The organism is Pseudomonas sp. D5(2026) (assembly GCF_057766845.1).
The window spans coordinates 5,334,859-5,359,491 of the sequence record NZ_CM173421.1 but is presented as its reverse complement, the minus strand read 5'-3'; the positions used below and the strand labels follow the sequence as shown (position 1 = coordinate 5,359,491).

The window sequence follows — 24,633 nt, the reverse complement described above, 5'->3', positions numbered from 1 at the left end:
TTAACCCTGACGGAAATATTTCTGTCAGGCAATGTGAACACCTTGGCGATTATTTCAACTAAGGTGAACTACCGCCGCTTTTGGATTACAGGCTGCGGTCAATAAGTGAATCACAGGAGAAGTGAATGAACAGCCTATTTTCGCGTGCTGCCGTTGCCGGTCTGCTGATGGGAGCGTCGGTGTTCGCCAGTGCCGCAGACGCCCTGAAGAGCCAGGAGCCGCCCAAGGAGGCAAAGGTCTTCATCGTTTCCCCCGCCGATGGTGCCACGGTCGACAAGACCTTCACCGTCAAGTTCGGTATCGAGGGTATGGGCCTCAAGCCTGCGGGTGACCAAACTCCGCACACCGGGCACCACCATTTGCTGGTGGATGTCGACAAAGAGCCGGTGGCTGACATGCCACTGCCAACCAGCCTGATGCCAGAGGCCGGCGTCGCACTGCCGGCGGGGCCGCAAGTGCTGCACTTTGGCAAGGCACAGACCGAAACCAGCATTACCCTGACCCCGGGCAAGCACACCCTGCAACTGATTCTGGGTGACCAGTATCATGTGCCGTTCAAGCCTAGCGTCGAGTCGAAGAAGATCACGGTTGAAGTGAAATAAAAAAGGGAGGCCTTCAGGGCCTCCCTTTTTCATGCTGCACCGAGACTTAGAACAGGACGCGGGAACGGATGGTGCCCTTGACCTGTTGCAGTTTCTCTTGCGCAAGGTCCGAGTATTCGGCGTCAACGTCGATTACCACGTAACCGACTTTCTCGTTGGTCTGCAGGAACTGACCGGAGATGTTGATACCGTTCTCGGCGAAGACCTTGTTGATCTCGCTGAGCACGCCGGGGATGTTTTCGTGAATGTGCAGCAGACGGTGTTTGCCTGGATGCGCTGGCAGGGCCACTTCCGGGAAGTTGACCGAAGACACCGAAGTACCGTTGTCGCTGTACTTGACCAGTTTCTCTGCCACTTCCAGGCCGATGTTGGCCTGGGCTTCGGCGGTGGAACCACCAATGTGCGGCGTCAGGATCACGTTGTCGAGGCCGCGCAGCGGGCTCTCGAACTCTTCGTCGTTGGAGCGTGGCTCGACCGGGAACACGTCGATGGCGGCGCCGATCAGGTGCTTGTCCTTGATGGCCGCGGCCAGGTGGTCCAGTTCGACAACGGTGCCACGGGCGGCGTTGATCAGGATCGCACCCTTCTTCATCGAGCGGATTTCCTTCTCGCCGATCATCCACTGGGTGGATGGCAACTCAGGCACGTGCAGCGAGACGATGTCGGCCAGGCCCAGCAGCTCGTTCAGGCTGGTGACCTGCACGGCGTTACCCAGTGGCAGCTTGGTCAGCGGGTCGAAGAAGTACACCTGCATGCCCATGTTCTCAGCCAGTACCGAAAGCTGGGTACCAATCGAGCCGTAGCCGACGATGCCCAGTTTCTTGCCGCGGATTTCGAACGAGTTGGCAGCGCTCTTGATCCAGCCGCCACGGTGGCAGGAGGCGTTTTTCTCAGGGATGCCGCGCAGCAGCAGGATGGCTTCGGCCAGAACCAGCTCGGCGACCGAGCGGGTGTTGGAGTATGGCGCGTTGAACACGGCGATACCGCGCTCGCGGGCAGCTTCCAGGTCAACCTGGTTGGTACCGATGCAGAAGCAGCCGACAGCGACCAGTTTCTTGGCGCAGTCGAAGATCTCTTCGGTGAGCTGGGTGCGCGAACGGATGCCGATGAAGTGGGCATCGGCGATCTTTTCCTTCAGCTCGGCTTCCGGCAACGAACCAGTGAGGTATTCGATGTTGGTGTAGCCGGCGGCCTTGAGGGTATCGACCGCGTTCTGGTGCACACCTTCAAGAAGAAGGAACCGGATCTTGCTCTTGTCGAGAGAAGTCTTGCTCATCTGCGTAAACCTGTATCCCGGAGATAAAATGGCGAGGGGTGATGCCAGGCGCGAGGGCAGCCTTAGCATGAACAGCGGGAGGGCTATGCTAGCATACGCGACACAATCTGAGCTTATCCCGACAGTTGAAGAGTGCTCAGGGTGACCATGAATAAGTCGAGAGTTCCAGCGATGACCCGCCCCGCTGTTATTGAAGAACTGATGACCCTTGTCGACCCGGGCAAGGTCCTGACTGACCCGGTTTCCCTCGAAGCGTATGGCAAGGACTGGACCAAGCATTACCCGCCCGCGCCCAGCGCCATCGTCTTTCCCAAAACGGTAGAACAGGTGCAAGCCATTGTGCACTGGGCCAATGCGCACCAGGTGGCGCTGGTGCCCTCTGGCGGGCGTACCGGGCTTTCTGCTGGTGCGGTGGCAGCCAATGGCGAGGTTGTGGTCGCCTTCGACTACATGAACCAGATCCTTGGCTTCAATGCCTTCGACCGCACTGTGGTTTGCCAGCCAGGGGTCATCACCCGCCAGTTGCAAACCTTCGCCGAAGAGCAAGGCCTGTATTACCCGGTGGACTTCGCTTCCAGCGGCTCCAGCCAGATTGGCGGCAATATCGGCACCAATGCCGGCGGAATCAAGGTGATCCGCTACGGCATGACCCGCAACTGGGTGGCCGGGCTGAAAGTGGTCACCGGCAAGGGCGAGTTGCTGGAACTGAACAGGGACCTGATCAAGAACGCCACCGGTTACGACCTGCGGCAGCTGTTCATTGGTGCCGAGGGTACGCTGGGCTTCGTGGTCGAGGCCACCATGCGCCTGGACCGCGCACCGCGCAATCTCACCGCCATGGTGCTGGGCACACCGGACTTCGACTCGATCATGCCGGTGCTGCACGCTTTCCAGGGCAAGCTGGACCTGACCGCTTTCGAGTTTTTCTCCGACAAGGGGCTGGCCAAGATCCTTGCGCGCGGCGATGTACCTGCGCCGTTCGCGACTGATTGCCCGTTCTATGCGCTGCTGGAGTTCGAGGCCAGCACTGAAGACGTTGCCAACGAAGCATTGGCTACCTTCGAGCATTGCGTCGAGCAGGGTTGGGTGCTGGATGGGGTGATGAGCCAGAGCGAAACCCAGCTGAAAAACCTGTGGAAGCTGCGCGAGTACCTGTCGGAAACCATCTCGCACTGGACACCGTACAAGAACGACATTTCTGTCACTGTCTCGAAAGTGCCTGCGTTCCTGCGCGATATCGACGCCATCGTCTCAGAACATTATCCGGACTATGAGGTGGTGTGGTACGGCCATATTGGTGACGGCAACCTGCACCTGAACATCCTCAAGCCTGAACATATGAGCAAGGACGACTTCTTCGCTTCGTGTGCCAAGGTCAACAAGTGGGTGTTCGAGATTGTCGAGCGTTACAACGGGTCGATTTCTGCGGAGCATGGCGTAGGCATGACCAAGCGTGACTACCTGGGCTACAGCCGCTCCCCCCAAGAAATCGCCTGCATGAAGGCAATAAAGGCCGTGTTCGACCCTAACGGCATCATGAATCCGGGTAAGATCTTCGCACCTGAATAAAAAGCAGTATCCAGAAGGAGTCGGCCATGAGTTACCAGCACCAGTACGTAGACGGCACGCGCATTCACTTCCCCCTGGGCAAGGTGGTGTGCATCGGCCGTAACTATGCCGAGCATGCCAAGGAACTGGACAACCCGATCCCCACCGAGCCGCTGCTGTTCATCAAGCCAGGCAGCTGCGTGGTGCCGGCCGAAGGTGGCTTCAAGATCCCGGCCGAGCGTGGGTCGGTGCACTATGAGGTTGAAATCGCCGTATTGCTGGGCAAGCCGCTGTCGACCCATCCGAGCGAGGAAGAGGTGCTGGACGCCATTTCCGGTTACGCGCCGGCGCTGGACCTGACCCTGCGCGACGTGCAGGCCAAGCTGAAGGAAAAGGGCCTGCCTTGGGAGCTGGCCAAGTGCTTTGACGGCGCTTGCGTGCTGCCACCGTTCGTCTCGGCCGCCAGCTTCGAGGACGTGACAGACATCCCGGTGCGCCTGACCGTGAATGGCGAAGTGCGCCAGGAGGGTAACAGCGCGATGATGCTTAACCCGATCGTGCCGATGATTCAGTACATGGCAGCGCATTTCTCACTACAAGCGGGGGATGTAATCCTCACCGGTACCCCGGCGGGTGTTGGGCCGTTCAATGTCGGTGACGAGCTGGTGCTGGAACTGCCGGGTGTGAGCCGCTTCGAAAGCCGGGTGCTTTAACTCGAAACCGCGTCGCCTTTTTCGCGGGTAAACCCGCTCCTACAGGGAACGCGTCGCGTTCTTCGCGGGTAAACCCGCTCCTACAGGGATTGCAGCACCTTGGGAGCGGGCATGCCCGCGAATGGGCCGGCACTGTTTACCGATTTTTCACACCCAATCTGGATAATGCGCGCACCTACGCCCATTTTCCCAGGATCACTGCATGCCATCCTCCTCCAGCGCCCCGGTAACCCCCAAGCGTCGCTTCTACCTGCGCTGGCCCTTCGGCCTGGCCGTGGCGGCGGTGATCGGCTATGGCGTGGCGGTGGCCATGCACTGGGATGACCGCGGTGCACTGTGGGTAAAAGAAAGCTTCGAAAGCACCGCCGAGCGTAGCGAGAGCGTTTGGTTGCCGGATTACCAGGTGGACATCGACGCCAAACCGCTGCCGGGCATGGACGATGATGAAGCCTCGGATGTGGCCTTCAACCCGCAAACCCGCACCCTGTTTGCGGTCATGGGCAAGAACCCGATCCTGGTCGAGCTGAGCCTGGAGGGCGATGTACTGCGCAAGATCCCGCTCAACGGCTGGAACAACCCCGAAGGTGTCGCGGTGCTGGAAGACGGCAACCTGGCCATCACTGACGAGCGCCTGCACGATCTGACCGTGGTCAAGGTGGACGCGCAGACCACGGCACTGAATCACGACGACTTCCCGAGCTACGACCTGGGCCCGTCGGTCAAAAGCAACAAGGGCTTTGAGGCCGTCGCCTGGGACCCGCTGCGCCAGCGCCTGATCATTGGCGAGGAGCGCCCGCCCAAGCTGTACACCTGGAGTACCGATGGCCGCAGCCCGCTCCAGGGTGACAAACAGTCGTTGCCGAGCGATGAACTCGACTTGCGCAACCTGTCTGCGCTGGGTGTCGACCCGCGTACTGGCCACTTGCTGGTGCTTTCGGCCGACTCCAACATGCTGCTGGAGCTGGACGAGCAGGGCCAGCAAGTCAGCTTCATGACGCTGCTGGGCGGCTTCAACGGGCTTGAAGACACCATTCCGCGGGCTGAAGGGGTGGCCATGGACGACAAGGGCAACCTTTACATGGTCAGCGAGCCGGCGCTTTTCTATCGTTTCAAGAAGAACTGACAACATCATCAGATTTGCCTGACGCTGGCATTAAGCTTTGCTTCAGCCATTCATGATTAGATTCGCCATCCTTGTGTCGAGTCTGTCCCTATGCGTCGTTTTGTTCGCCTGCTCCTTGTTCTGGCTGCCGTTGGTCTGCTCCTGCTTGGCTGGGCTGGGCAGGAGTTTCGCCTGTTCGAGCGTGGCTGGTTCAATCTGAAGACATGGTGGCAGCCTGTGGAGCGCAGCATTGGCCTGGATCGCTACCGGGTGGTGCTGGAGGCGCAACCGATCGAAGGGCTGGATGATGACATTTCGGCGCTGACCTACGACCCTGACCGCAAAACCCTCTTCACAGTCACCAATGCACGTTCGGAGCTGATCGAGCTGTCGCTGGACGGCCGTATCCTGCGACGTGTGCCGCTGACTGGCTTCGGCGACCCGGAGGCGGTGGAGTACGTTGGGCCAAACAGCTATGTGATTACCGACGAGCGTCAGCAGCGGCTGATTCGCGTACGACTGGAAGACGACACGCTGTTTCTCGATGCCGGTGATGCCGAGCAACTGACCTTGGGCATTGGCCTCAATGGCAACAAGGGCTTCGAGGGCCTGGCCTACGATTCGGCGGGCAAGCGCCTGTTCGTGGCGAAGGAGCGTGACCCGATGCTGATCTATGAGGTGCATGGCTTCCCGCATGACAACCCGGAAAAGCCCTACGCCGTGCATGTGGTGCAGGACCGCAAGCGCGATTCACGGCTATTTGTGAGGGACCTTTCGAGTTTGCAGTTCGATGAGCGCAGTGGGCATCTGCTGGCGCTGTCGGACGAGTCGCGGCTGGTGCTGGAGCTGGATGTACAGGGCCAGCCGCTGAGTACCTTGTCGTTGCGCAAGGGCTTCCAGGGGTTGCAGGCGACGGTGCCGCAGGCAGAGGGTATTGCGATGGATGAAGCGGGGACCATTTACCTGGTCAGTGAGCCGAACCTGTTCTATGTGTTCAAGCAGCCGGCTGACTGATCGCCTGTCAGGGCCTATTCGCGGGTAAACCCGCTCCTACAGGGATCGCCACGGTTCCAGGCTTGTGGGGTACCTGTGGGAGCGGGCTTGCCCGCGAAGAACGTTACTCGGCCTTCAGGCTCTTCACGCCCTCAGCGGTGCCCAGCAACAGCAGATCCGCTGGTCGCGCCGCGAACAGACCATTGGTCACCACGCCGACGATGGCGTTGATCTGCGCTTCCAGCTCCACCGGGTTGGTGATCTGCAGGTTGTACACATCCAGGATCACGTTGCCGTTGTCGGTGACCACGCCTTCACGGTAAACCGGGTCGCCACCCAGCTTCACCAGCTGACGTGCCACGTGGCTGCGGGCCATGGGGATCACTTCGACCGGCAGGGGGAAGGCCCCCAGTACCGGCACCAGCTTGCTGCCGTCGGCGATGCAGATGAAGGTCTTGGCCACGGCTGCGACGATCTTTTCGCGGGTAAGGGCTGCGCCGCCGCCCTTGATCAGGTGCAGGTGTGCGTCGCTCTCATCGGCGCCGTCCACGTAGAACTCAAGCTCGCTGACGCTGTTCAGTTCGTAGACCGGGATGCCATGGCCTTTCAGGCGCTGGGCAGTGGCTTCGGAGCTGGCGACTGCACCGTCGAAAGCGGTCTTGTGCTGAGCCAGGGCATCGATGAAGAAGTTGGCGGTCGAACCGGTACCGACGCCTACGACGCTCTTTTCATCCAGCTTGGGCAGAATGAAGTCGACAGCGGCCTGGGCGACGGCCTGTTTGAGTTGGTCCTGGGTCATGCGGGCTCCGGAAGGGGCAGGGCGGTTTCAAAGTCACCTAGTATAACGGCTCGCACGGCTTTGCTGTGGTCGCCCGACGTAGCGCTAGGGTAGACTCCCAGCCCTCGTCCCGCGGCCCAGTGATGCTTTCCCGATGCTCGAACAGTACGTCAAGAAGATCCTCACCTCGCGCGTCTATGACGTTGCCGTCGAAACCCCGTTGCAGAGCGCCGGGCAGCTGAGCAAGCGCCTGGGCAACCAGATTTTGCTCAAGCGCGAAGACCTGCAGCCAGTGTTCTCGTTCAAGATCCGCGGCGCGTATAACAAGCTGGCCCAGCTGAGCCCGGAAGAACTGGCCCGTGGCGTGGTGACCGCCTCTGCCGGCAACCACGCCCAAGGCCTGGCCCTGGCCGCGCGCGAAATGGGCATCAAGGCCACCATCGTGATGCCCAAGACCACCCCGGAAATCAAGGTCGAAGGCGTGCGCTCGCGCGGTGGCAAGGTTGTGTTGCATGGCGACTCGTTCCCTGAGGCGCTGGCCTATTCGCTGAAACTGGTCGATGAAAAGGGCTTCGTCTACGTTCACCCTTACGACGATCCGCACACCATCGCCGGGCAGGGCACCGTCGCCATGGAAATCCTGCGCCAGCACCCTGGCCAGCTAGACGCGATCTTCGTCCCGGTGGGCGGTGGCGGCCTGATCGCCGGCATTGCCGCCTATGTGAAGTACCTGCGCCCGGAAATCAAGGTAATCGGCGTCGAGCCGGACGATTCCAACTGCCTGCAGGCAGCCATGGCCGCCGGTGAGCGCGTGGTGTTGCCGCAGGTTGGGCTATTCGCCGACGGCGTGGCGGTGGCGCAGATTGGCCAGCACACCTTCGATATCTGCCGCCACCATGTGGACGAAGTCGTTACCGTCAGTACCGATGAAATATGCGCGGCAATCAAGGATATCTACGACGATACCCGCTCGATCACCGAGCCTGCCGGCGCGCTGGGTGTGGCGGGCATCAAGAAGTACGTCGAGCTTTACGGCGTCAGCGGCCAGACCCTGGTGGCCATCGACTCCGGTGCCAACGTCAACTTCGATCGCCTGCGCCATGTGGCCGAGCGTGCCGAGCTGGGTGAGAAGCGCGAGGCGATCATCGCCGTGACCATCCCTGAGCGCCCGGGTAGCTTCAAGGCCTTCTGCGAGGCTATCGGCAAGCGTCAGATCACCGAGTTCAACTACCGCAAGCACACCTCTGACGAAGCGCATATCTTCGTTGGGGTGCAGACCCACCCGGAAAACGACCCCCGCGCGGCGCTGGTGCAGCAACTGACCGAACAGGGTTTCCCGGTTACCGATCTGACCGACAACGAACTGGCCAAGCTGCATATTCGTCATATGGTCGGCGGCCACTCGGCCGGTGCCAGTGACGAAATGGTGCTGCGCTTCGAATTCCCCGAACGGCCAGGGGCGCTGTTCAACTTCCTCAACAAGCTGGGCGGGCGCTGGAACATCTCGATGTTCCACTACCGCAACCATGGCGCGGCTGACGGGCGCGTGGTGGCTGGGCTGCAGGTGCCGGAGGACGAACGTCACCTGGTGCCGGCAGCGCTGGCCAAGATCGGTTACCCGTACTGGGACGAGACCGAAAACCCGGCCTACAAACTGTTCCTGGGCTGAGCGGCTAAGCTAGGGCTGATGGCCCTTTCGCGGGCTTGCCCGCTCCCACAGGTACTGCGCAGGCCTCAAGGCCTGAGATACCTTGGCAGGAGCGGGTAAGCCCGCGAAGAAGCTACCGCAAAATGCCAGTTTAAGGACGACCGAGACATGGAACACCTGACCACGCTCAAGACCTTGCACATCGTTGCCACCGCGCTGCTGTTTCTGGGCGCCCTGGGCCTGGCGATCTGGACCTGGCGCGCCCGCCGCCAGGGCGATGCCGAAGCCTACGCCAAGCTGCTGCGCCGGCCGTTGGTGTTCGTCTGGCTGGTGATGGGCCTGTGCCTGGTGAGCATGCCGTTCACCGGCTGGTGGCTGGTACACCTGGTGGGCTGGCCACTGGGGCAGACCTGGGTGTTGGCATCCAGTGTCATCTATACATTCGGCGCGTTTGCCGTGTGGTGGCTGCTGGTGCGGCTGAACCGGCTGCGCAAGGCCGAGGTGGTGGGGTTGCGGTTTACTCTGGCGCTGGCTGTATTCAGTGGGGTTTGCTTCCTGTCCATTGCCGGGCTGATGGGGGCCAAGCCGGTCTGACAGCCTTGTGCTGTTTGTGCCGGCCTCTTCGCGGGTGAACCCGCTCCTACAGGTACAGCGCAGCCCTCAAGGCCTGTGGTGATTCCTGTGGGAGCGGGCGTGCCCGCGAAAAGGCCGGCACGCGAAACCTCAATCCCGCAGCGAGATCACCGGCCACCCGCGCTTATCCGCCTCGACCCGCAGGTCCGGGGCCGGGTCCACTGCCACTGCATGTGTCACCCGCTGCAACAACGGCAGGTCATTCATCGAGTCGCTATAGAAGTAGCTGTCCTCGAGATCAAAGCCGTTCTCCAGCATCCAGCGCTCCAGCCGCGTCACTTTGCCTTCACGAAAACACGGTATATCGGTACTACGCCCGGTATAGCGGCCGTCGCGCACCTCGCATTCGGTTGCCAGCAACACCCGCACCCCCAGGCGCCGGGCGATCGGTGCGGTAACGAAGCGGTTGGTAGCGGTGATGATCACCAGTTGGTCGCCCGCCTCGCGGTGCTGCTGCAGCAAGGCCAGGGCCCTGGGCAGGATGATGGGCTCGATGCAGTCGCGCATGAAGTCGCGGTGCCATTCGTCGAGCTGGGGCATGGGTGTTGCCGCCAGGATTTCCATGGAAAAGGCCAGGTAGGCCTGCAGGTCCAGGGTGCCATCGAGGTAGTCCTGGTAGAAGCTGTCGTTGCGTTGCTTGTAGGCGACCGGGTCGAGAATGGTGCGCTCGCAAAGATAGTCACCCCAGGCATGGTCGCTGTCGCCACCGAGGAGGGTATTGTCCAGGTCGAATAAAGCCAGGCGCATCGCGGTCACTCGCATCAGCCACAGGGTAGGCCCGCAGAATACGGAGTTTTCACGCAGCTGCACATAAGCTTGGCGGGCGCGTTGCTGCGCTCGCAAGCTTTGTGGAACAATGCGTTGACATGCGTTTGCGAGGTTGCTGCCGTGATCGACCCGGATGGTTTTCGCCCCAATGTCGGGATCATTCTCACGAATGATGCCGGGCAGGTGCTATGGGCTCGACGGATCAACCAGGATGCCTGGCAATTCCCCCAGGGTGGTATCAACCCTGACGAGACGCCGGAAGATGCCCTGTACCGCGAGCTGAACGAAGAAGTTGGCCTTGAACGCGATGATGTAGAAATTCTTGCCTGCACCCGTGGCTGGTTGCGTTATCGTTTACCACAGCGGTTGGTACGTACTCACAGCCAGCCGCTGTGCATCGGCCAGAAGCAGAAATGGTTCCTGCTGCGCCTGGTCAGCAATGAACAACGGGTGCGAATGGACCTGACCGGCAAGCCGGAATTCGACGGCTGGCGCTGGGTGAGCTATTGGTATCCGCTGGGCCAGGTTGTGACATTCAAGCGCGAGGTGTACCGACGCGCCCTGAAAGAGCTAGCACCGCGTCTGTTGACGCGCGACTGACGACGGAGTTCGACCCCGAGCCATGCTCAATACGCTGCGCAAGATCGTCCAGGAAGTAAACTCCGCCAAAGATCTCAAGTCGGCGTTGGGGATCATTGTCTTGCGCGTCAAGGAAGCCATGGGCAGCCAGGTCTGCTCGGTCTACCTGCTCGACCCGGAAACCAACCGCTTCGTGCTGATGGCTACCGAAGGCCTGAACAAGCGCTCCATCGGCAAGGTCAGCATGGCCCCCAACGAAGGCTTGGTTGGCCTGGTCGGTACCCGGGAAGAGCCGCTGAACCTGGAAAACGCTGCCGACCACCCGCGTTACCGCTACTTTGCCGAAACCGGCGAAGAGAAATTCGCCTCCTTCCTGGGTGCGCCGATCATCCACCACCGCCGTGTGGTCGGTGTACTGGTCATCCAGCAAAAGGAGCGCCGCCAGTTCGACGAGGGCGAAGAAGCCTTCCTGGTCACCATGAGCGCCCAGCTTGCCGGGGTTATCGCCCACGCCGAGGCTACCGGCTCGATCCGTGGCCTGGGCCGTCAGGGCAAAGGTATCCAGGAGGCGCGCTTCGTGGGTGTGCCGGGGTCGCCTGGCGCCGCCGTGGGGCGTGCGGTGGTAATGTTGCCGCCGGCCGATCTGGAAGTGGTCCCGGACAAGACCGTCGATGATATCGACGCCGAACTCAGGCTGTTCCAGAACGCTCTGGAAGGTGTGCGCGACGACATGCGCAAGCTGTCGGCCAAGCTCGCCACCCAGCTGCGCCCGGAAGAGCGCGCGCTGTTCGATGTGTATCTGATGATGCTTGAAGACGCAGCCTTGGGCGGAGAGGTGACCGAGGTCATCAAGACCGGCCAATGGGCCCAGGGCGCCCTGCGCCAGGTGGTTGGTGAGCACGTCAACCGCTTCGAACTGATGGACGATGACTACCTGCGTGAGCGTGCCTCCGACGTCAAGGACCTGGGGCGGCGCCTGCTGGCGTATCTGCAGGAAGCACGTTCGCAGTCGCTGGTGTATGCCGACAACACCATCCTGGTCAGTGAGGAACTGACACCGGCCATGCTCGGTGAAGTGCCGGAAGGCAAGCTGGTCGGCCTGGTCTCGGTACTCGGCTCGGGCAACTCCCACGTCGCCATCCTCGCGCGGGCCATGGGCATCCCCACGGTGATGGGCCTGGTCGACCTGCCGTACTCCAAAGTCGACGGTATTGAACTGATCGTCGACGGCTACAAGGGCGAAGTGTTCACCAACCCCAGCGAAGTGCTGCGCAAGCAGTACAGCGAAGTGGTCGAGGAGGAGCGCCAGCTTGCCCAAGGGCTGGATGCACTGCGCGAACTTCCGTGCATCACCCCCGACGGCCACCGCATGCCCCTGTGGGTCAACACCGGCCTGCTCGCTGACGTGGCTCGTGCCCAGCAGCGCGGCGCCGAAGGGGTAGGCCTGTACCGCACTGAAGTGCCGTTCATGATCAACCAGCGCTTCCCCAGTGAGAAAGAGCAGCTGGCCATCTACCGTGAGCAGCTGGCGGCCTTTCACCCGCTGCCGGTGACCATGCGAACCCTCGACATCGGTGGTGACAAGGCGCTGTCGTACTTCCCGATCAAGGAAGAAAACCCGTTCCTCGGCTGGCGCGGCATCCGCGTCACCCTCGACCACCCGGAAATCTTCCTGGTACAGACCCGCGCCATGCTCAAGGCCAGCGAGGGCCTGAACAACCTGCGTATCCTGCTGCCGATGATTTCCGGCATTCACGAGCTGGAAGAGGCGCTGCACCTGATCCACCGCGCCTGGGGTGAAGTGCGTGATGAAGGTACCGATGTACCGATGCCGCCCGTGGGTGTGATGGTGGAAATTCCAGCGGCGGTGTACCAGACCAAGGAACTGGCGCGGCAGGTGGACTTCCTGTCGGTCGGCTCCAACGACCTGACCCAGTACCTGCTGGCGGTGGACCGCAACAACCCGCGGGTTGCCGACCTGTACGACTACCTGCACCCGGCGGTGCTGCAGGCGCTGAACACGGTGGTGCGTGACGCCCATGGCGAAGGCAAGCCGGTGAGCATCTGCGGTGAGATGGCCGGTGACCCGGCAGCGTCAGTCCTGTTGATGGCCATGGGCTTTGACAGCCTGTCGATGAACGCCACCAACCTGCCGAAGGTCAAGTGGATGCTTCGCCAGATCAATATGGGCAAGGCCAAGGAACTGCTGGCCGAGGCCTTGAGCCATGACAACCCGCAGGTTATCCACAGCTCGCTGCAACTGGCCTTGAAGAACCTTGGGCTGGCGCGGATGATTGGGCCTGAAGCCAACAAGACCCTCTGACTGAGCGTTTGCCTGTTCGGGCTCTTCGCGGTTAAACCCGCTCCTACGCGCGGAGCGGGGGGCACACATCGGTGGCCTGGCACAGGCCGTTGTAGGAGCGGGTTTACCCGCGAAGAGGCCCGAACAGACAACATCAAATGCTCAGGCCAGCAACTCTATTTCACCCAAATGCCCGCCAAAAGGCCCGAAACTGCGCTCAACCAGCCGCCTTTGCCCCTTTTTATCCACAATCAGCACTGTACTCGCCCGGGTCCCGTAATTTTGGCTGGCGATGAACACGCTCGACAGCAACTTCTCAGTTGCCAACCCCACGCCTGTCTCGGGTAGATCACCATCAGCCGCGGGCTCGTTATCCGCAAGTAATGCCAGCAGCCTGTGCGGCTCCGGTGTGTCCAGCAGGCGCTGCAGCCCGTCACGTGCCTTCACCAGTTTCGGCCACGGTGTATCCAACCCGGCGTTCGAAAGCCCGTAAACCCCAGCCTTCAGCAGGCGCGGCGTGGCCTCACGGGCATGCAGATAACCCAGTTGCTGCCCGTCACCCACCAGCAGGTTGAACCCCGAGTACTGCCCACTACGGCTGGTTACCTGGTCCAGGTAAGCCTCGACCCCCAGCTCCCCTTGCAGAAACGCCGCCACCAGCTCACCCCGCGAGCGAGGCCCCGGCGCCTGGCCCGGGTCGCGGATGTTGGTCAGCGCGGCAAAGCGCTGCTGTGGGCCTACGCCCAGCCAGGTACCGCCTGCCTCCAGGTCGCGCCCGGCATGCACCCCAGGTGCATCCTCCCAGGCCGCCAAGGGCTGAGTGGGGCGGGCATAGAATTCGTCGCGGTTGGCCGCCACGATCAGCGGCAGGGCGTGCCCCGGCCGCCAGGCAAATACGATCAGGCACATGGGGTGGGCCTCCGTGTTTTTTTTGTCACTGTACCCACAGGAGCAGTGCGGATCCATCCTGACACAGAGTTCACTAGAGCCCCGAGCCCGGCTTCCGTTACCATGCCGGATTGATTTTCTAGGGGAAGCCGAATGGAATTCGTGCTCTATCTGTTGTTGGGCGCCTGTGCCGGTGTGCTGGCCGGGCTGTTCGGCGTGGGCGGCGGCATCATCATCGTGCCGGTGCTGGTGTTCAGCTTTACCCTGCAGGGTTTCGACGCTTCGGTGCTGACCCACCTGGCAGTCGGCACGTCGCTGGCCACCATCGTCTTCACTTCTATCAACGCCGTGCTGGAGCACCACCGCAAGGGTGCCGTGCAATGGTCAATCTTCGCCTGGATGACCCTTGGCATCCTGCTCGGGGCGGGTGTCGGCGCCAAGACCGCCTCGCTTATCCAGGGCCCGCTGCTGCAAAAGATCATTGGCGTGTTCGCCCTGGTCATCGCCGCGCAGATGGCGCTGGACCTCAAACCCAAGGCCAGCCGTGGCGTCCCCGGCAAGCCCGCATTGATCGGCGCAGGCGGCGTAATCGGCTGGGCTTCGGCCATATTCGGCATTGGCGGTGGTTCGCTGACGGTGCCGTTCCTCACCTGGCGCAGCCTGCCCATGCAGCAGGCAGTGGCCACGTCCTCGGCCTGTGGCCTACCGATTGCTGTGGCTAGTGCCCTGAGCTTCATGCTGCTGGGGTGGCACGAGGAGCATCTGCCGCCTAACAGCCTGGGTTACGTGTACCTGCCGGCGCTTGTCGGCATTGCCGTGACCAGCATGTTTTTTGCCCGCTTCGGCGCGCGCCTGGCGCACAAGCTGTCGCCCCGTTTGTTGAAACGCCTGTTCGCAGCCCTGCTGTTCTGTGTCGGCCTCAGCTTTTTGATTTGAATCGAGAGGAAGTTCCATGCTGCCTTACCCGCAGATAGACCCCGTGGCCTTGGCCATCGGGCCGCTGAAAATCCATTGGTACGGCCTGATGTACCTGATCGGCATCGGCGGTGCCTGGCTGCTGGCCTCACGCCGGCTGAACCGCTTCGACCCCACCTGGAACCGCGAGAAGCTGTCCGACCTGGTGTTCTGGCTGTCGATGGGGGTGATTGTCGGCGGGCGCCTGGGCTATGTGCTGTTCTACGACCTGCACGCCTACCTGGCCAACCCGACGCTGATCTTCGAAGTGTGGAAGGGCGGTATGTCGTTCCACGGCGGCTTCATCGGCGTGATGCTGGCGGCCTTGTGGTTCGGCAAGCGCAACAACAAGTCGTTCTTCGAGCTGATGGACTTCGTCGCCCCGCTGGTGCCGATTGGCCTGGGCGCCGGGCGTATCGGCAACTTCATCAACGCCGAGCTGTGGGGCAAACCCACCGACGTGCCATGGGCGATGATCTTCCCGCCGTTCAGCGACCCGGCCCAGTTGCCACGCCACCCGTCGCAGCTCTACCAGTTCGCCCTTGAGGGCGTGGCGCTGTTCGTCATCCTGTGGCTGTTCTCGCGCAAGCCACGGCCGACCATGGCGGTGTCGGGAATGTTCTCGCTGTGCTACGGCATCTTCCGCTTTGCCGTGGAGTTTGTCCGGGTGCCGGATGCACAACTCGGTTACATCGCGTTCGGTTGGCTCACTCAAGGCCAGTTGCTGTGCATTCCGATGATAGTCGGTGGCCTCGTCTTGATCTGGTGGGCTTATAATCGCAAGCCCACGGCGAAACCCGCCTGATTAATCCCACGGCAGGGGCGATCCCCCTGCCGTTTTTGCTACAGGTAAGCCATGAAACAGTATCTGGACCTGGTCCGCGACGTCATCGACAACGGCACGTTGCAAGGAAACCGCACCGGCATCCGCACCATCAGCCTGCCGGGCGCGATGCTGCGTTTCGACCTGCAGAAGGGCTTTCCGGCCATTACCACGCGCAAGCTGGCGTTCAAGTCGGCGATTGGTGAAATGGTCGGTTTCCTGCGTGGCGTGAAGAACGCCGGTGAGTTCCGCGAGCTGGGCTGCAAGGTCTGGGACCAGAATGCCAACGAAAACGCCCAGTGGCTGGCCAACCCGTTCCGCCAAGGCCATGACGACCTGGGCGAGATCTATGGTGTGCAATGGCGCCAGTGGCCGGGCTACAAGCGCATCCCGCTGAGCAACCCGGCGGCCATCGAAATGGCCGAGCAAGCCGGTTTCCGCCGCATTGCCCAGGACGAAGAGGACGGCGTCGCGTTCGTCATCCTGTACAAGGCGATCGATCAGGTGCGCCAGTGCCTGGACACCATCGCCAACGACCCGGGTAGCCGCCGCATCCTGTTCCATGGCTGGAACTGCGCGCAACTGGACGAAATGGCACTGCCACCGTGTCACCTGCTGTACCAGTTCCACCCGAATGTCGAGACCAGGGAAATTTCCCTGACCCTCTACATCCGCTCCAACGACCTGGGGCTGGGCACACCGTTCAACCTCACCGAAGGTGCGGCGCTGCTGTCGTTGTTCGGCCGCCTGACCGGCTATACACCGCGCTGGTTCACCTACTTCATCGGCGATGCCCATGTGTATGAAAACCATCTGGACATGCTCAACGAGCAGCTCCAGCGCGAGCCGCTGGAGGCGCCGAAGCTGGTCATCAGCGACCGTGTGCCGGCATTTGCCGAAACTGGCAAGTATGAGCCGGAGTGGCTGGAGAAGATCGAGCCGAGTGATTTCTGGCTGGAAGGTTATGAACACCACGCGCCGATGACAGCGCCGATGGCGGTCTGATAGATCTCCATTGTTTGAACTGGCTTCTTCGCGGGTGAACCCGCTCCACAGGGTACTGCACAGGCCTAAGTCGTGCGCGGTCCCTGTGGGAGCGGGTTCACCCGCGAAGAGTTTGGCTCAATGCCCGTGACTGCGCCCCACATGCGAATGTTCGGTATCCGGCACCGATACCGCCCCGTTCGTCTCCAGTTGCTGCAAGATCGCGCACTCACTCCCCTGCGCATTGCAGCGCCGCCGCAGCTCCACCAACTGCTCTTGCAATGCCACCAAGCCATCGATCCGCGCCTGAACATGCTCGATATGCTCGTCGATCAGCGCATTGACGCTGCCGCACGCGTCGTCGGGGCTGTCGCGCAGGCGTAGCAGGCTGCGAATTTCGTCCAGGGTCATGTCCAGCGTGCGGCAGTTGCGGATAAAGGTCAGCCGCTCCACATGGGCCTGGGTGTATAGCCGGTAGTTGCCGTCGCTGCGCGCTGGCTCCGGCAGCAGGTTTTCACGCTCGTAGTAGCGGATGGTTTCCACCGCGCAGTCGGTGGCTTTGGCCAGTTCTCCGATCTTCATCACGAAATCTCCAGCAAGTGGCTTGACCCTATAGTGGCTACAGGGTGTTCACTTGGCAACAGGCTCAATTTAAGGATGACCCCATGAACCAGCCTGTCAGCCACGAACACAAGCATCCGCACGATCACGATCACGCTCATGGCGATGACGACCATGGCCATGCTGCCCACGGCCACAGCTGCTGCGGCGCCAAAGCCGCACCGCCGCTGGTGCAACTGAGCGAAACGGCCAGCGCCCAGGCGCAACTCAGCCGTTTCCGCATTGATGCGATGGACTGCCCCACCGAGCAGACCCTGATCCAGGACAAGCTGAGCAAGCTGGCCGGTATCGAACAGCTGGAATTCAACCTGATCAACCGCGTGCTTGGCGTGCGCCACACCCTGGATGGCACCGCCGATATCGAGCGGGCTATCGACAGCCTGGGCATGAAGGCCGAGCCGATTGCCGCCCAAGACGATGGCAGCGCCAGCGTGCCACAACCGGCCAAGGCCCGCTGGTGGCCACTGGCATTGTCGGGCGTTGCCGCAATCGCCGCCGAAATCGTGCACTTTGCTGCACTCGCCCCGGAATGGGTGGTGGCGGGCCTGGCACTGGCAGCGATCCTCGGTTGCGGCCTGGGTACTTACAAGAAGGGCTGGATTGCCCTGAAAAACCGTAACCTCAACATCAATGCACTGATGAGTATCGCCGTGACGGGGGCCGTATTGATTGGCCAGTGGCCGGAAGCGGCTATGGTGATGGTGCTGTTCACCGTTGCCGAACTGATCGAAGCGCGCTCGCTGGACCGTGCGCGTAATGCCATCGGCGGCTTGATGCAACTGACCCCGGACATGGCTACGGTGCAGCAGGCCGATGGCCAGTGGCGCGAGCTGGAAGTGCGTGAGGTAGACATCGGCGCACTGGTGCGGGTGCGCCCGGGTGAGCGCATCGGCCTGGACGGTGAAGTGACCAGTGGGCAATCCAGCGTCGATCAGGCACCGATTACCGGCGAAAGCCTGCCTGTGGAGAAGGGGGTGGGCGACAAACTGTTCGCGGGCACCATCAACCAGGCGGGGGCGCTGGAGTTTCGCGTCACCGCCGCTGCCGGGCAGTCGACCCTGGCGCGGATCATCAAGGCGGTGGAGGAAGCACAAGGCGCGCGGGCGCCTACCCAGCGCTTTGTCGACCGTTTTTCGCGCATCTACACCCCGGTGGTGTTCGCCATCGCCTTGGCCGTGGCGCTGATACCACCGCTGTTCATGGCTGGCGCCTGGTTCGACTGGGTTTACCGCGCCTTGGTGCTGCTGGTGGTGGCCTGCCCGTGCGCGCTGGTGATCTCGACCCCGGTGACCATCGTCAGTGGCCTGGCCGCCGCTGCGCGCAAAGGCATCCTGATCAAGGGTGGCGTGTACCTGGAGGGTGGCCGCCACCTTGATTTCCTGGCCCTGGACAAGACCGGCACCATTACCCATGGCAAGCCGGTGCAGACCGACGCCAAGGTGCTGGTGCCGCTGTTCGAAGACCGTGCACAGGCCTTGGCGGCCAGCCTGGGCGAGCGTTCGGACCACCCGGTGTCCCGCGCCATTGCCGAGTTCGGCAAGCAGCAAGGCCTGGCCTTGAGCGAGGTCAGTGACTTCGCCGCCCTGGCCGGGCGTGGCGTGCGTGGCGTGATCGCCGGTGAGGTCTACCACCTGGGCAATCATCGTCTGGTCGAGGAACTGGGGCTGTGTTCGCCAGCGCTGGAGGCCCAACTGGATGCGCTGGAGCGCCAGGGCAAGACAGTGGTCCTGCTGCTCGACCGCTCCGGGCCACTGGCACTGTTCGCCGTGGCCGACACGGTCAAGGACAGCAGCCGTCAGGCGATCGCCGAATTGCATCAACTGGGTATCAAGACTGTCATGCTGACCGGTGACAATCCCCATACTGCGCAGGCCATTGCCGCCGTGGTTGGGATCGACCGCGCCGAGGGCAACCTGTTGCCGGCCGACAAGCTGAAAACCATTGAGGCCTTGTACGACCAAGGCCATCGGGTGGGCATGGTCGGTGACGGCATCAACGACGCCCCGGCGCTGGCTCGCGCCGAAATAGGCTTTGCCATGGCTGCTGCCGGCACCGACACGGCGATCGAGACTGCCGATGTGGCGCTTATGGACGATGACTTGCGGAAAATCCCGGCCTTCGTCAGGCTGTCGCGCCAAAGTGCGGCGATCCTTATGCAGAACATCGTTCTGGCATTGGGCATCAAGGCGATATTTTTGGCGATTACCTTTGCCGGCATGGCCACGATGTGGATGGCGGTGTTCGCTGATATGGGCGTGAGCTTGCTGGTGGTGTTCAACGGCTTGCGCCTTTTGCGTAAATAGAGGACGTGCATGCTGAGTGCCGAGCTGAAGGCCTTCTACATGGTGGCCCGTCTGGGCAGCATCACCCAGGCGGCGAAGAAGCTTGGCCTCAGCCAGCCCACGGTGACCACCCAGATCCGCAGCCTGGAAGGCCAGTACGCTGTGGAGCTGTTCTACCGCGGCGGGCGGCGCCTGGTATTGAGCGAGGAAGGCCTACGCCTGCTGCCGATGGTCAAGGCGCTGCTGCAGCAGGAAGCCGACATCGAGTTCGAGCTGCGCAACAGTGGCCAGGCCCAGGGCAGCTTGCGCATCGCTGCCACTGCGCCTTACTACATTCTCGACCTGGTCAAGGTCTATCGCGAACGCCTGCCGCAGGTTGAGGTAGCGGTGGAGATCGGCAATTCGCAGCAGGTACTGGAAATGCTTGAGGATTACCGGGTGGATATTGCCGCGTCGTCGCAATGGGTGGAGGACGCACGGTTGGTGCGGCGGATATTGGGCACTGACCCTTTGGTGGTGGCGGTGCACCGTAACCACCCGCTGGCCCATCGCCAGACGGTGTCGATCGAGGTGGTGTCGGGGCATTGCCTGCTGATGCGCGAGAAGGGCTCGACCACACGCAAGCTGACCGAGCAGATGATGCAGGAGGCTGGGGTCAAGGCCAGCGCCATGATGGAAATGGGCAGCCGCGAGTCGATCCGCGAAGCGGTGCTACGCAATATCGGCATCAGCGTGATTGCCCGCCATGAGGTGCCGCACAACCCTGAACTCCGGGTGCTGGCGCTGGAGAATGCGCCGGTGATGCATGAGTACCTGTATTGCCTGAAGGAACGGCGCCAGGCGAGGTTGCCGGCGGCATTCCTGGGGGTGGCGCAGGAAGTGGCCGGTTCGCAGTTCTAGATTCTTCGCGGTCCACTACTAAATCTGCCTATACCACTATCACCGGCTTTTGCCTTAAAGCCACAGAACCTTCGCACAGCCTGCCTAGCATGGCCCCATCTCTTCGATGAGGCCCTGCCATGAACCACACCACCCCCGGCGCACAGATAAAAGTGTGCACTATCCACAAGCGCTTCGGAGCCTTCACGGCGCTCAACGATGTCTCGCTGGACATCGCCGCGGGCGAGCTGGTGTGCCTGCTCGGCCCATCCGGCTGTGGCAAGACCACGCTGCTGCGTTGCATTGCCGGCCTGGAACGCCAGGACCGCGGTACGCTGTACATCGGCGAACGCGATATCTCCGATCTGTCTCCCCAGGCGCGGGACTACGGCATCCTGTTCCAGTCCTACGCGCTGTTTCCCAACCTTACCGTCGAAGCCAATATCGCCTATGGCCTGTCGGGCAGTGCTCGGGAGCAGGCCCGCCAGCGGGTGGCCGAAATGCTCGAACTGGTAGGCCTGTCGGGCAGCGAGAAGAAGTACCCAGGCCAGCTCTCCGGTGGCCAACAGCAACGTGTGGCCCTGGCCCGCGCGCTGGCACCGTCGCCATCGCTGCTGCTGCTCGATGAGCCGATGTCGGCGCTGGACGCCCGGGTGCGTGAGCACTTGTGCACCGAACTGCGTCAGTTGCAGCGCCAACTGGGCATCACCACGTTGATGGTTACCCACAACCAGGACGAGGCCATGTTGATGGCCGACCGCATTGCGGTGATGAACAACGGTCAGGTCGAGCAGTACGCCACCCCGCAGGAAATCTACGACCATCCGGCCACGCCGTTCGTTGCCGAGTTCGTCGGCCAGGGCAACTGGCTGCCGTTCCAGCGCAGCAGCGACAACCATGCTCAGGTCGGCGACATGAACATGCGCCTGGCGCCGGGATCATCCCAGGCCAGCAGTGGCCGGCTGTTCTGCCGCCCGGAAGCGATCACGGTCAACCCGGTGGTGCACGAAGAAAACCTGTTCCCGGCCATGGTCCGTGAAATCACCTTCCTCGGTAACCGCTGCCGCATGAGCTTTGAACTCAAGGCTCTGCCAGGCCATGCCCTGCTGGCCGAGCTGGCCCCCGAGGCCATGCCGCGCCTGGGCTCGCAGGACATCTGGGTGGCGTTGCCGCCGCAGAGCCTACAGGTGTTTGCCTGAGATGGCCGCGCCAATGTCCCTGCCGTTGAGCCAGGCCAAAGCCACGCCGCGTGCTGGCATCGCCCTGGGTGACCGGTTGTTCGTCATCGGCGGCAAGAGCCTGCTGCTGATTCTGTTGGTGCTGGCCGTGCTGATGCCTTTGCTGGCGATCTTCTGGCGTGGCTTCAGCGGGGAAGCGGGCCAGGGTGGTGGCTTGCTGGCGGCCCGTGAACTGTTCGCCAGCCCCAGCTTCCACTGGCTACTTGGCAACAGTCTGTCGGTGGCCTTCACCGTCGCGGCCATTGTGGTACCGCTGGCCTATTTGTTCGCCTTTGCCCTCCAACGCACGTTAATCCCGGCCAAGGGCCTGTGGCGGGGGATTTCGCTGCTGCCATTGCTGGCACCGTCGATGCTGCCGGCCATTGCCCTGGTCTACCTGTTTGGCAATCAGGGCCTGCTGCGCGGGTTGCTCAGCGACAATATCTACGGCTTCTGGGGTATCGTGCTGGGCGAGGCTATCTACACCTTCCCGCATGCGCTGATGATTCTGCTGTCGGCACTGTCACTGGCTGATGCTCGCCTGTTCGATGCGGCCTCCAGCATGGGGGCAGGCTCGTGGCGGGCGTTCACCAGCATCACCTGGCCGGCCTCGCGCCAGGCGGTATTCGCGGCGTTTTGCCTGGTATTCACGCTAACTATCACAGACTTCGGTGTACCGGTCGTGGTGGGGGGCGACTATCAAGTGCTGGCGCTGGAAGCCTACAAGGCGGTGGTGGGCCAGCAACAGTTCGGTCGTGGAGCGCTGATCGGCATGGTGCTGCTGTTGCCGGCCCTGTTCAGTTTTACCGTCGACGCCTGGCTGCGTAGGCGCCAGGGCGAGGTCATGGGCGGCCGAGCGCAGGTATTCGAACCCAAGCCATCACGCAGCCGCGATGCCTGCTTCCTGACCATTGTGCTGCTGGTGTGCGCGGCGTTGCTGGTGGTAATCGGTATGGCGGTGTACTCCTCGCTGGTCACTTTCTGGCCCTACAATCTGTCGTTGTCGCTGCGCCACTACATGTTCGAAGACACTGCCGGTGGCGGCTGGCTGGCCTACCGCAATAGCGTGACCATGGCCATTGGCACCGCGCTGATTGGCAGCATCGTGATCTTCACCGGTGCCTACCTGATGGAGAAGACCCAGGGCCAACGCCTGCTCAACCATGCGCTGCGCCTGCTCAGCTTCATCCCCATGGCCGTGCCGGGCCTGGTACTGGGCCTGGGCTATGTATTCTTCTTCAACCTGAACGGCAACCCGCTGCATGTGTTGTACGGCGGCATGGGGTTGCTGGTGGTGTGCACCATTGCCCATTACCTGACCACCGCGCAGATGACCGCGACCACCGCCCTGCGCCAGCTCGACGGCGAGTTCGAGGCCGCCGCGCTGTCGCTGAAAGCGCCGCTGTACAGGCACTTCCTGCGTGTGACCGTGCCGATCTGCCTGCCGGCGCTGCTGGATATCATCCGCTACCTGTTCGTATCGGCGATGACCACCGTGTCGGCAGCGATTTTCCTGTACAGCCCCGACACCCTCCTGGCTGCAGTTGCCGTGCTGAACATGGACGACGCCGGCAACGTTGGCGGTGCCGCCGCCATGTCCACTCTCATCCTGCTGACCAGTGCCGGCGCTTCACTGTTGCTGGCTGCAGCCTCGCGCGGCCTGCTGCGCCGCTCCCAAGCCTGGCGCCAACGCGCCGCGACCGTCTGACTTCCAAGGAACCTACCCATGCACAAGCACCTTGCCCTTGCCGCTGCCGTTTCCGCCGTGTTCAGCCTGCAGGCGTCGGCCGCCGATACCCAGCTGACGGTCTACACCGCGTTGGAAGCCGAACAGCTGAAAACCTACAAGCAGGCCTTCGAAAAGGCCAACCCGGATATCGAGATCAAGTGGGTGCGTGATTCCACCGGTATCATCACCGCCAAGCTGCTGGCCGAGAAAGACCGCCCGCAAGCCGACGCTGTGTGGGGTCTGGCGGCGTCGAGCCTGGCCATCCTCGACCAGAGCGGCATGCTTGAAGCCTATGCGCCCAAGGACCTGGGCAAGATCTCCGGTAATTATCGCGACGCCGCCAACCCGCCAGCCTGGGTTGGCATGGACGTGTGGGCCGCCACCATTTGCTTCAATACCATCGAGGCCGAGAAACAGGGCCTGAGCAAACCGGTGAGCTGGCAGGACCTGACCAAGCCTGAGTACAAAGGCAAGATTGTCATGCCCAACCCGGCCTCGTCCGGCACCGGCTTCCTGGATGTCAGTGCCTGGTTGCAAACCTTTGGCGAGCCGCAGGGCTGGGCCTATATGGACGCGCTGCACCAGAACATCGGCCAGTACGTCCATTCCGGCTCCAAACCATGCAAGTTGGCGGCGGCGGGCGAGTTCCCGATCGGTATTTCGTTCGAATACCCGGCCGTGCAGCTCAAGCGCCAAGGTGCGCCGTTGGACATCGTGCTGCCGAAGGAGGGTTTGGGCTGGGAGATCGAGGCAACCGCGGTGATCAAAGGCTCGCCCAAGGCGGATGCGGCCAAGCGCCTGGCCGACTTCTCGGCCAGCCCGGCGGCCATGGAACTGTACAAGGAAAACTTCGCCGTACTGGCCGCGCCGGGCATTGCCAAGCCGCAGACCGAACTGCCGGCAGATTATGAGCAGCGGTTGATCAAGAACGACTTTGTCTGGGCTTCGAAAAACCGTGACCAGATTCTGGCCGAATGGCGCAAGCGCTATGACGGTAAGTCGGAGAAGGTGGCAGCGCAGTGATTGGTGAGGGCTGGTGGGGGCCCGGCTTGAGGTTTTTGTCGCCTGTGAGATCGAGCGCCGCCCGCGCGGCGCATCGCGAGCTGCGCTCGCTCCTACGTTTGTTTCGGGCCAATCATTCCTGCGGGATTTGCGCGCGTCCCCCCTTGGTGCATGCCGCGATATCGCGTCGTACAAACAAGGCGGTCGCGCGCGCCTGTCACAGGCATAACTGGCCCGAAACAAACGTAGGAGCGAGCGCAGCTCGCGATGCGCCGCGCGGGCGGCGCTCGATCTCACAGGCACCACATCCTT

The 24,633-nt window shown here is 62.2% G+C and carries 22 protein-coding genes; 17 read left to right on the top strand and 5 right to left on the bottom strand.

Annotation, left to right across the window (positions count from 1 at the left end):
• Positions 1-125: 125 nt before the first annotated feature.
• The gene (locus tag AC3B5Q_RS24670; RefSeq protein ID WP_014592762.1) at positions 126-602 is read left to right on the top strand and encodes a DUF4399 domain-containing protein; all 477 of its coding nucleotides are present in this window, start codon (positions 126-128) and stop codon (positions 600-602) included.
• A gap of 46 nt (positions 603-648) precedes the next feature.
• On the opposite strand, the gene serA is transcribed toward AC3B5Q_RS24670, so the two are convergent.
• Complete coding sequence (gene serA, locus AC3B5Q_RS24665; protein WP_014592761.1) at positions 649-1,878, bottom strand: phosphoglycerate dehydrogenase; 1,230 nt, start codon at positions 1,876-1,878, stop codon at positions 649-651.
• A 171-nt stretch (positions 1,879-2,049) separates the two neighbouring features.
• Between serA and AC3B5Q_RS24660 the strand changes: the two genes are divergently transcribed.
• The 4 genes from AC3B5Q_RS24660 (at position 2,050) to AC3B5Q_RS24645 (ending at position 6,255) form a co-directional block, all read left to right on the top strand.
• The gene (locus AC3B5Q_RS24660; protein WP_021783574.1) at positions 2,050-3,447 is read left to right on the top strand and encodes a D-2-hydroxyglutarate dehydrogenase; all 1,398 of its coding nucleotides are present in this window, start codon (positions 2,050-2,052) and stop codon (positions 3,445-3,447) included.
• A 26-nt stretch (positions 3,448-3,473) separates the two neighbouring features.
• On the top strand, positions 3,474-4,139 hold the full coding sequence (locus AC3B5Q_RS24655; protein WP_012054022.1) for a fumarylacetoacetate hydrolase family protein: 666 nt from the start codon (positions 3,474-3,476) through the stop codon (positions 4,137-4,139).
• Between the two features lie 202 nt (positions 4,140-4,341).
• Positions 4,342-5,262, top strand: coding sequence for an SdiA-regulated domain-containing protein (locus AC3B5Q_RS24650; RefSeq protein WP_021783575.1), 921 nt, complete (start codon positions 4,342-4,344; stop codon positions 5,260-5,262).
• A 90-nt stretch (positions 5,263-5,352) separates the two neighbouring features.
• On the top strand, positions 5,353-6,255 hold the full coding sequence (locus AC3B5Q_RS24645; RefSeq protein ID WP_021783576.1) for an SdiA-regulated domain-containing protein: 903 nt from the start codon (positions 5,353-5,355) through the stop codon (positions 6,253-6,255).
• Between the two features lie 103 nt (positions 6,256-6,358).
• Here the strand turns inward: AC3B5Q_RS24645 and rpiA are convergent, their stop codons facing one another.
• On the bottom strand, positions 6,359-7,033 hold the full coding sequence (gene rpiA, locus AC3B5Q_RS24640; RefSeq protein WP_003249004.1) for a ribose-5-phosphate isomerase RpiA: 675 nt from the start codon (positions 7,031-7,033) through the stop codon (positions 6,359-6,361).
• 133 nt (positions 7,034-7,166) lie between these two features.
• On the opposite strand from rpiA, the gene ilvA reads away from it, so the two are divergent.
• Both ilvA and AC3B5Q_RS24630 read left to right on the top strand, forming a co-directional pair.
• Entirely contained in the window at positions 7,167-8,681 is a 1,515-nt protein-coding gene (ilvA, locus tag AC3B5Q_RS24635; protein WP_003249006.1) for a threonine ammonia-lyase, biosynthetic, read from the top strand.
• Positions 8,682-8,828: 147 nt separating this feature from the next.
• Positions 8,829-9,254 carry a DUF2269 domain-containing protein gene (locus AC3B5Q_RS24630; RefSeq protein WP_021783577.1) on the top strand — a complete coding sequence of 142 codons (426 nt, stop codon included), beginning with the start codon at positions 8,829-8,831 and terminating at the stop codon, positions 9,252-9,254.
• Positions 9,255-9,383: 129 nt separating this feature from the next.
• Here AC3B5Q_RS24630 and AC3B5Q_RS24625 read toward each other — a convergent pair whose 3' ends face one another.
• The gene (locus AC3B5Q_RS24625; protein WP_488392770.1) at positions 9,384-10,040 is read right to left on the bottom strand and encodes a histidinol-phosphatase; all 657 of its coding nucleotides are present in this window, start codon (positions 10,038-10,040) and stop codon (positions 9,384-9,386) included.
• Between the two features lie 141 nt (positions 10,041-10,181).
• Here AC3B5Q_RS24625 and AC3B5Q_RS24620 point away from each other — a divergent pair, with 141 nt between their 5' ends.
• Together AC3B5Q_RS24620 and ptsP are read left to right on the top strand one after the other, a co-directional pair.
• Complete coding sequence (locus tag AC3B5Q_RS24620; RefSeq protein ID WP_003249017.1) at positions 10,182-10,661, top strand: RNA pyrophosphohydrolase; 480 nt, start codon at positions 10,182-10,184, stop codon at positions 10,659-10,661.
• Between the two features lie 22 nt (positions 10,662-10,683).
• Positions 10,684-12,963 carry a phosphoenolpyruvate--protein phosphotransferase gene (ptsP, locus tag AC3B5Q_RS24615; RefSeq protein WP_021783579.1) on the top strand — a complete coding sequence of 760 codons (2,280 nt, stop codon included), beginning with the start codon at positions 10,684-10,686 and terminating at the stop codon, positions 12,961-12,963.
• A 141-nt stretch (positions 12,964-13,104) separates the two neighbouring features.
• On the opposite strand, the gene AC3B5Q_RS24610 is transcribed toward ptsP, so the two are convergent.
• Positions 13,105-13,851 (bottom strand): NRDE family protein, encoded by a 747-nt coding sequence (locus tag AC3B5Q_RS24610; protein ID WP_021783580.1) that lies wholly within the window; start codon positions 13,849-13,851, stop codon positions 13,105-13,107.
• Between the two features lie 132 nt (positions 13,852-13,983).
• Between AC3B5Q_RS24610 and AC3B5Q_RS24605 the strand changes: the two genes are divergently transcribed.
• Genes AC3B5Q_RS24605 through AC3B5Q_RS24595 form a run of 3 tightly spaced genes read left to right on the top strand, consistent with a single transcriptional unit; the run spans position 13,984 to position 16,612 of the window.
• Positions 13,984-14,766: a sulfite exporter TauE/SafE family protein gene (locus AC3B5Q_RS24605; protein ID WP_021783581.1), complete on the top strand. Its 783-nt coding sequence runs from the start codon at positions 13,984-13,986 to the stop codon at positions 14,764-14,766.
• Between the two features lie 16 nt (positions 14,767-14,782).
• Positions 14,783-15,589 (top strand): prolipoprotein diacylglyceryl transferase, encoded by an 807-nt coding sequence (gene lgt / locus AC3B5Q_RS24600; RefSeq protein ID WP_010955678.1) that lies wholly within the window; start codon positions 14,783-14,785, stop codon positions 15,587-15,589.
• Positions 15,590-15,640: 51 nt separating this feature from the next.
• Positions 15,641-16,612: a thymidylate synthase gene (locus tag AC3B5Q_RS24595; RefSeq protein WP_028697543.1), complete on the top strand. Its 972-nt coding sequence runs from the start codon at positions 15,641-15,643 to the stop codon at positions 16,610-16,612.
• A 117-nt stretch (positions 16,613-16,729) separates the two neighbouring features.
• On the opposite strand, the gene cadR is transcribed toward AC3B5Q_RS24595, so the two are convergent.
• Positions 16,730-17,173: a cadmium resistance transcriptional regulator CadR gene (gene cadR / locus AC3B5Q_RS24590; RefSeq protein WP_021783632.1), complete on the bottom strand. Its 444-nt coding sequence runs from the start codon at positions 17,171-17,173 to the stop codon at positions 16,730-16,732.
• An 83-nt stretch (positions 17,174-17,256) separates the two neighbouring features.
• Between cadR and AC3B5Q_RS24585 the strand changes: the two genes are divergently transcribed.
• The 5 genes from AC3B5Q_RS24585 (at position 17,257) to AC3B5Q_RS24565 (ending at position 24,342) form a co-directional block, all read left to right on the top strand.
• Positions 17,257-19,515 carry a heavy metal translocating P-type ATPase gene (locus tag AC3B5Q_RS24585; RefSeq protein WP_103443667.1) on the top strand — a complete coding sequence of 753 codons (2,259 nt, stop codon included), beginning with the start codon at positions 17,257-17,259 and terminating at the stop codon, positions 19,513-19,515.
• 9 nt (positions 19,516-19,524) lie between these two features.
• A complete protein-coding gene (locus AC3B5Q_RS24580) occupies positions 19,525-20,394 on the top strand; it encodes a LysR family transcriptional regulator (protein ID WP_488392769.1) in 870 nt (289 codons plus the stop codon).
• A 119-nt stretch (positions 20,395-20,513) separates the two neighbouring features.
• Entirely contained in the window at positions 20,514-21,572 is a 1,059-nt protein-coding gene (locus tag AC3B5Q_RS24575) for a putative 2-aminoethylphosphonate ABC transporter ATP-binding protein (protein ID WP_275966671.1), read from the top strand.
• Between the two features lies 1 nt (position 21,573).
• A complete protein-coding gene (locus AC3B5Q_RS24570; protein WP_103443668.1) occupies positions 21,574-23,298 on the top strand; it encodes a putative 2-aminoethylphosphonate ABC transporter permease subunit in 1,725 nt (574 codons plus the stop codon).
• 18 nt (positions 23,299-23,316) lie between these two features.
• Positions 23,317-24,342 carry a putative 2-aminoethylphosphonate ABC transporter substrate-binding protein gene (locus AC3B5Q_RS24565; protein ID WP_021783637.1) on the top strand — a complete coding sequence of 342 codons (1,026 nt, stop codon included), beginning with the start codon at positions 23,317-23,319 and terminating at the stop codon, positions 24,340-24,342.
• Positions 24,343-24,633 lie beyond the last annotated feature (291 nt).

Coding starts and splice junctions, on each gene's coding strand:
- AC3B5Q_RS24670 (WP_014592762.1), top strand. CDS start 126: ATGAACAGCCTATTTTCGCGTGCTGCCGTTGCCGGTCTGCTGATGGGA.
- serA (WP_014592761.1), bottom strand. CDS start 1,878: ATGAGCAAGACTTCTCTCGACAAGAGCAAGATCCGGTTCCTTCTTCTT.
- AC3B5Q_RS24660 (WP_021783574.1), top strand. CDS start 2,050: ATGACCCGCCCCGCTGTTATTGAAGAACTGATGACCCTTGTCGACCCG.
- AC3B5Q_RS24655 (WP_012054022.1), top strand. CDS start 3,474: ATGAGTTACCAGCACCAGTACGTAGACGGCACGCGCATTCACTTCCCC.
- AC3B5Q_RS24650 (WP_021783575.1), top strand. CDS start 4,342: ATGCCATCCTCCTCCAGCGCCCCGGTAACCCCCAAGCGTCGCTTCTAC.
- AC3B5Q_RS24645 (WP_021783576.1), top strand. CDS start 5,353: ATGCGTCGTTTTGTTCGCCTGCTCCTTGTTCTGGCTGCCGTTGGTCTG.
- rpiA (WP_003249004.1), bottom strand. CDS start 7,033: ATGACCCAGGACCAACTCAAACAGGCCGTCGCCCAGGCCGCTGTCGAC.
- ilvA (WP_003249006.1), top strand. CDS start 7,167: ATGCTCGAACAGTACGTCAAGAAGATCCTCACCTCGCGCGTCTATGAC.
- AC3B5Q_RS24630 (WP_021783577.1), top strand. CDS start 8,829: ATGGAACACCTGACCACGCTCAAGACCTTGCACATCGTTGCCACCGCG.
- AC3B5Q_RS24625 (WP_488392770.1), bottom strand. CDS start 10,040: ATGCGCCTGGCTTTATTCGACCTGGACAATACCCTCCTCGGTGGCGAC.
- ptsP (WP_021783579.1), top strand. CDS start 10,684: ATGCTCAATACGCTGCGCAAGATCGTCCAGGAAGTAAACTCCGCCAAA.
- AC3B5Q_RS24610 (WP_021783580.1), bottom strand. CDS start 13,851: ATGTGCCTGATCGTATTTGCCTGGCGGCCGGGGCACGCCCTGCCGCTG.
- AC3B5Q_RS24605 (WP_021783581.1), top strand. CDS start 13,984: ATGGAATTCGTGCTCTATCTGTTGTTGGGCGCCTGTGCCGGTGTGCTG.
- lgt (WP_010955678.1), top strand. CDS start 14,783: ATGCTGCCTTACCCGCAGATAGACCCCGTGGCCTTGGCCATCGGGCCG.
- AC3B5Q_RS24595 (WP_028697543.1), top strand. CDS start 15,641: ATGAAACAGTATCTGGACCTGGTCCGCGACGTCATCGACAACGGCACG.
- cadR (WP_021783632.1), bottom strand. CDS start 17,173: ATGAAGATCGGAGAACTGGCCAAAGCCACCGACTGCGCGGTGGAAACC.
- AC3B5Q_RS24585 (WP_103443667.1), top strand. CDS start 17,257: ATGAACCAGCCTGTCAGCCACGAACACAAGCATCCGCACGATCACGAT.
- AC3B5Q_RS24580 (WP_488392769.1), top strand. CDS start 19,525: ATGCTGAGTGCCGAGCTGAAGGCCTTCTACATGGTGGCCCGTCTGGGC.
- AC3B5Q_RS24575 (WP_275966671.1), top strand. CDS start 20,514: ATGAACCACACCACCCCCGGCGCACAGATAAAAGTGTGCACTATCCAC.
- AC3B5Q_RS24570 (WP_103443668.1), top strand. CDS start 21,574: ATGGCCGCGCCAATGTCCCTGCCGTTGAGCCAGGCCAAAGCCACGCCG.
- AC3B5Q_RS24565 (WP_021783637.1), top strand. CDS start 23,317: ATGCACAAGCACCTTGCCCTTGCCGCTGCCGTTTCCGCCGTGTTCAGC.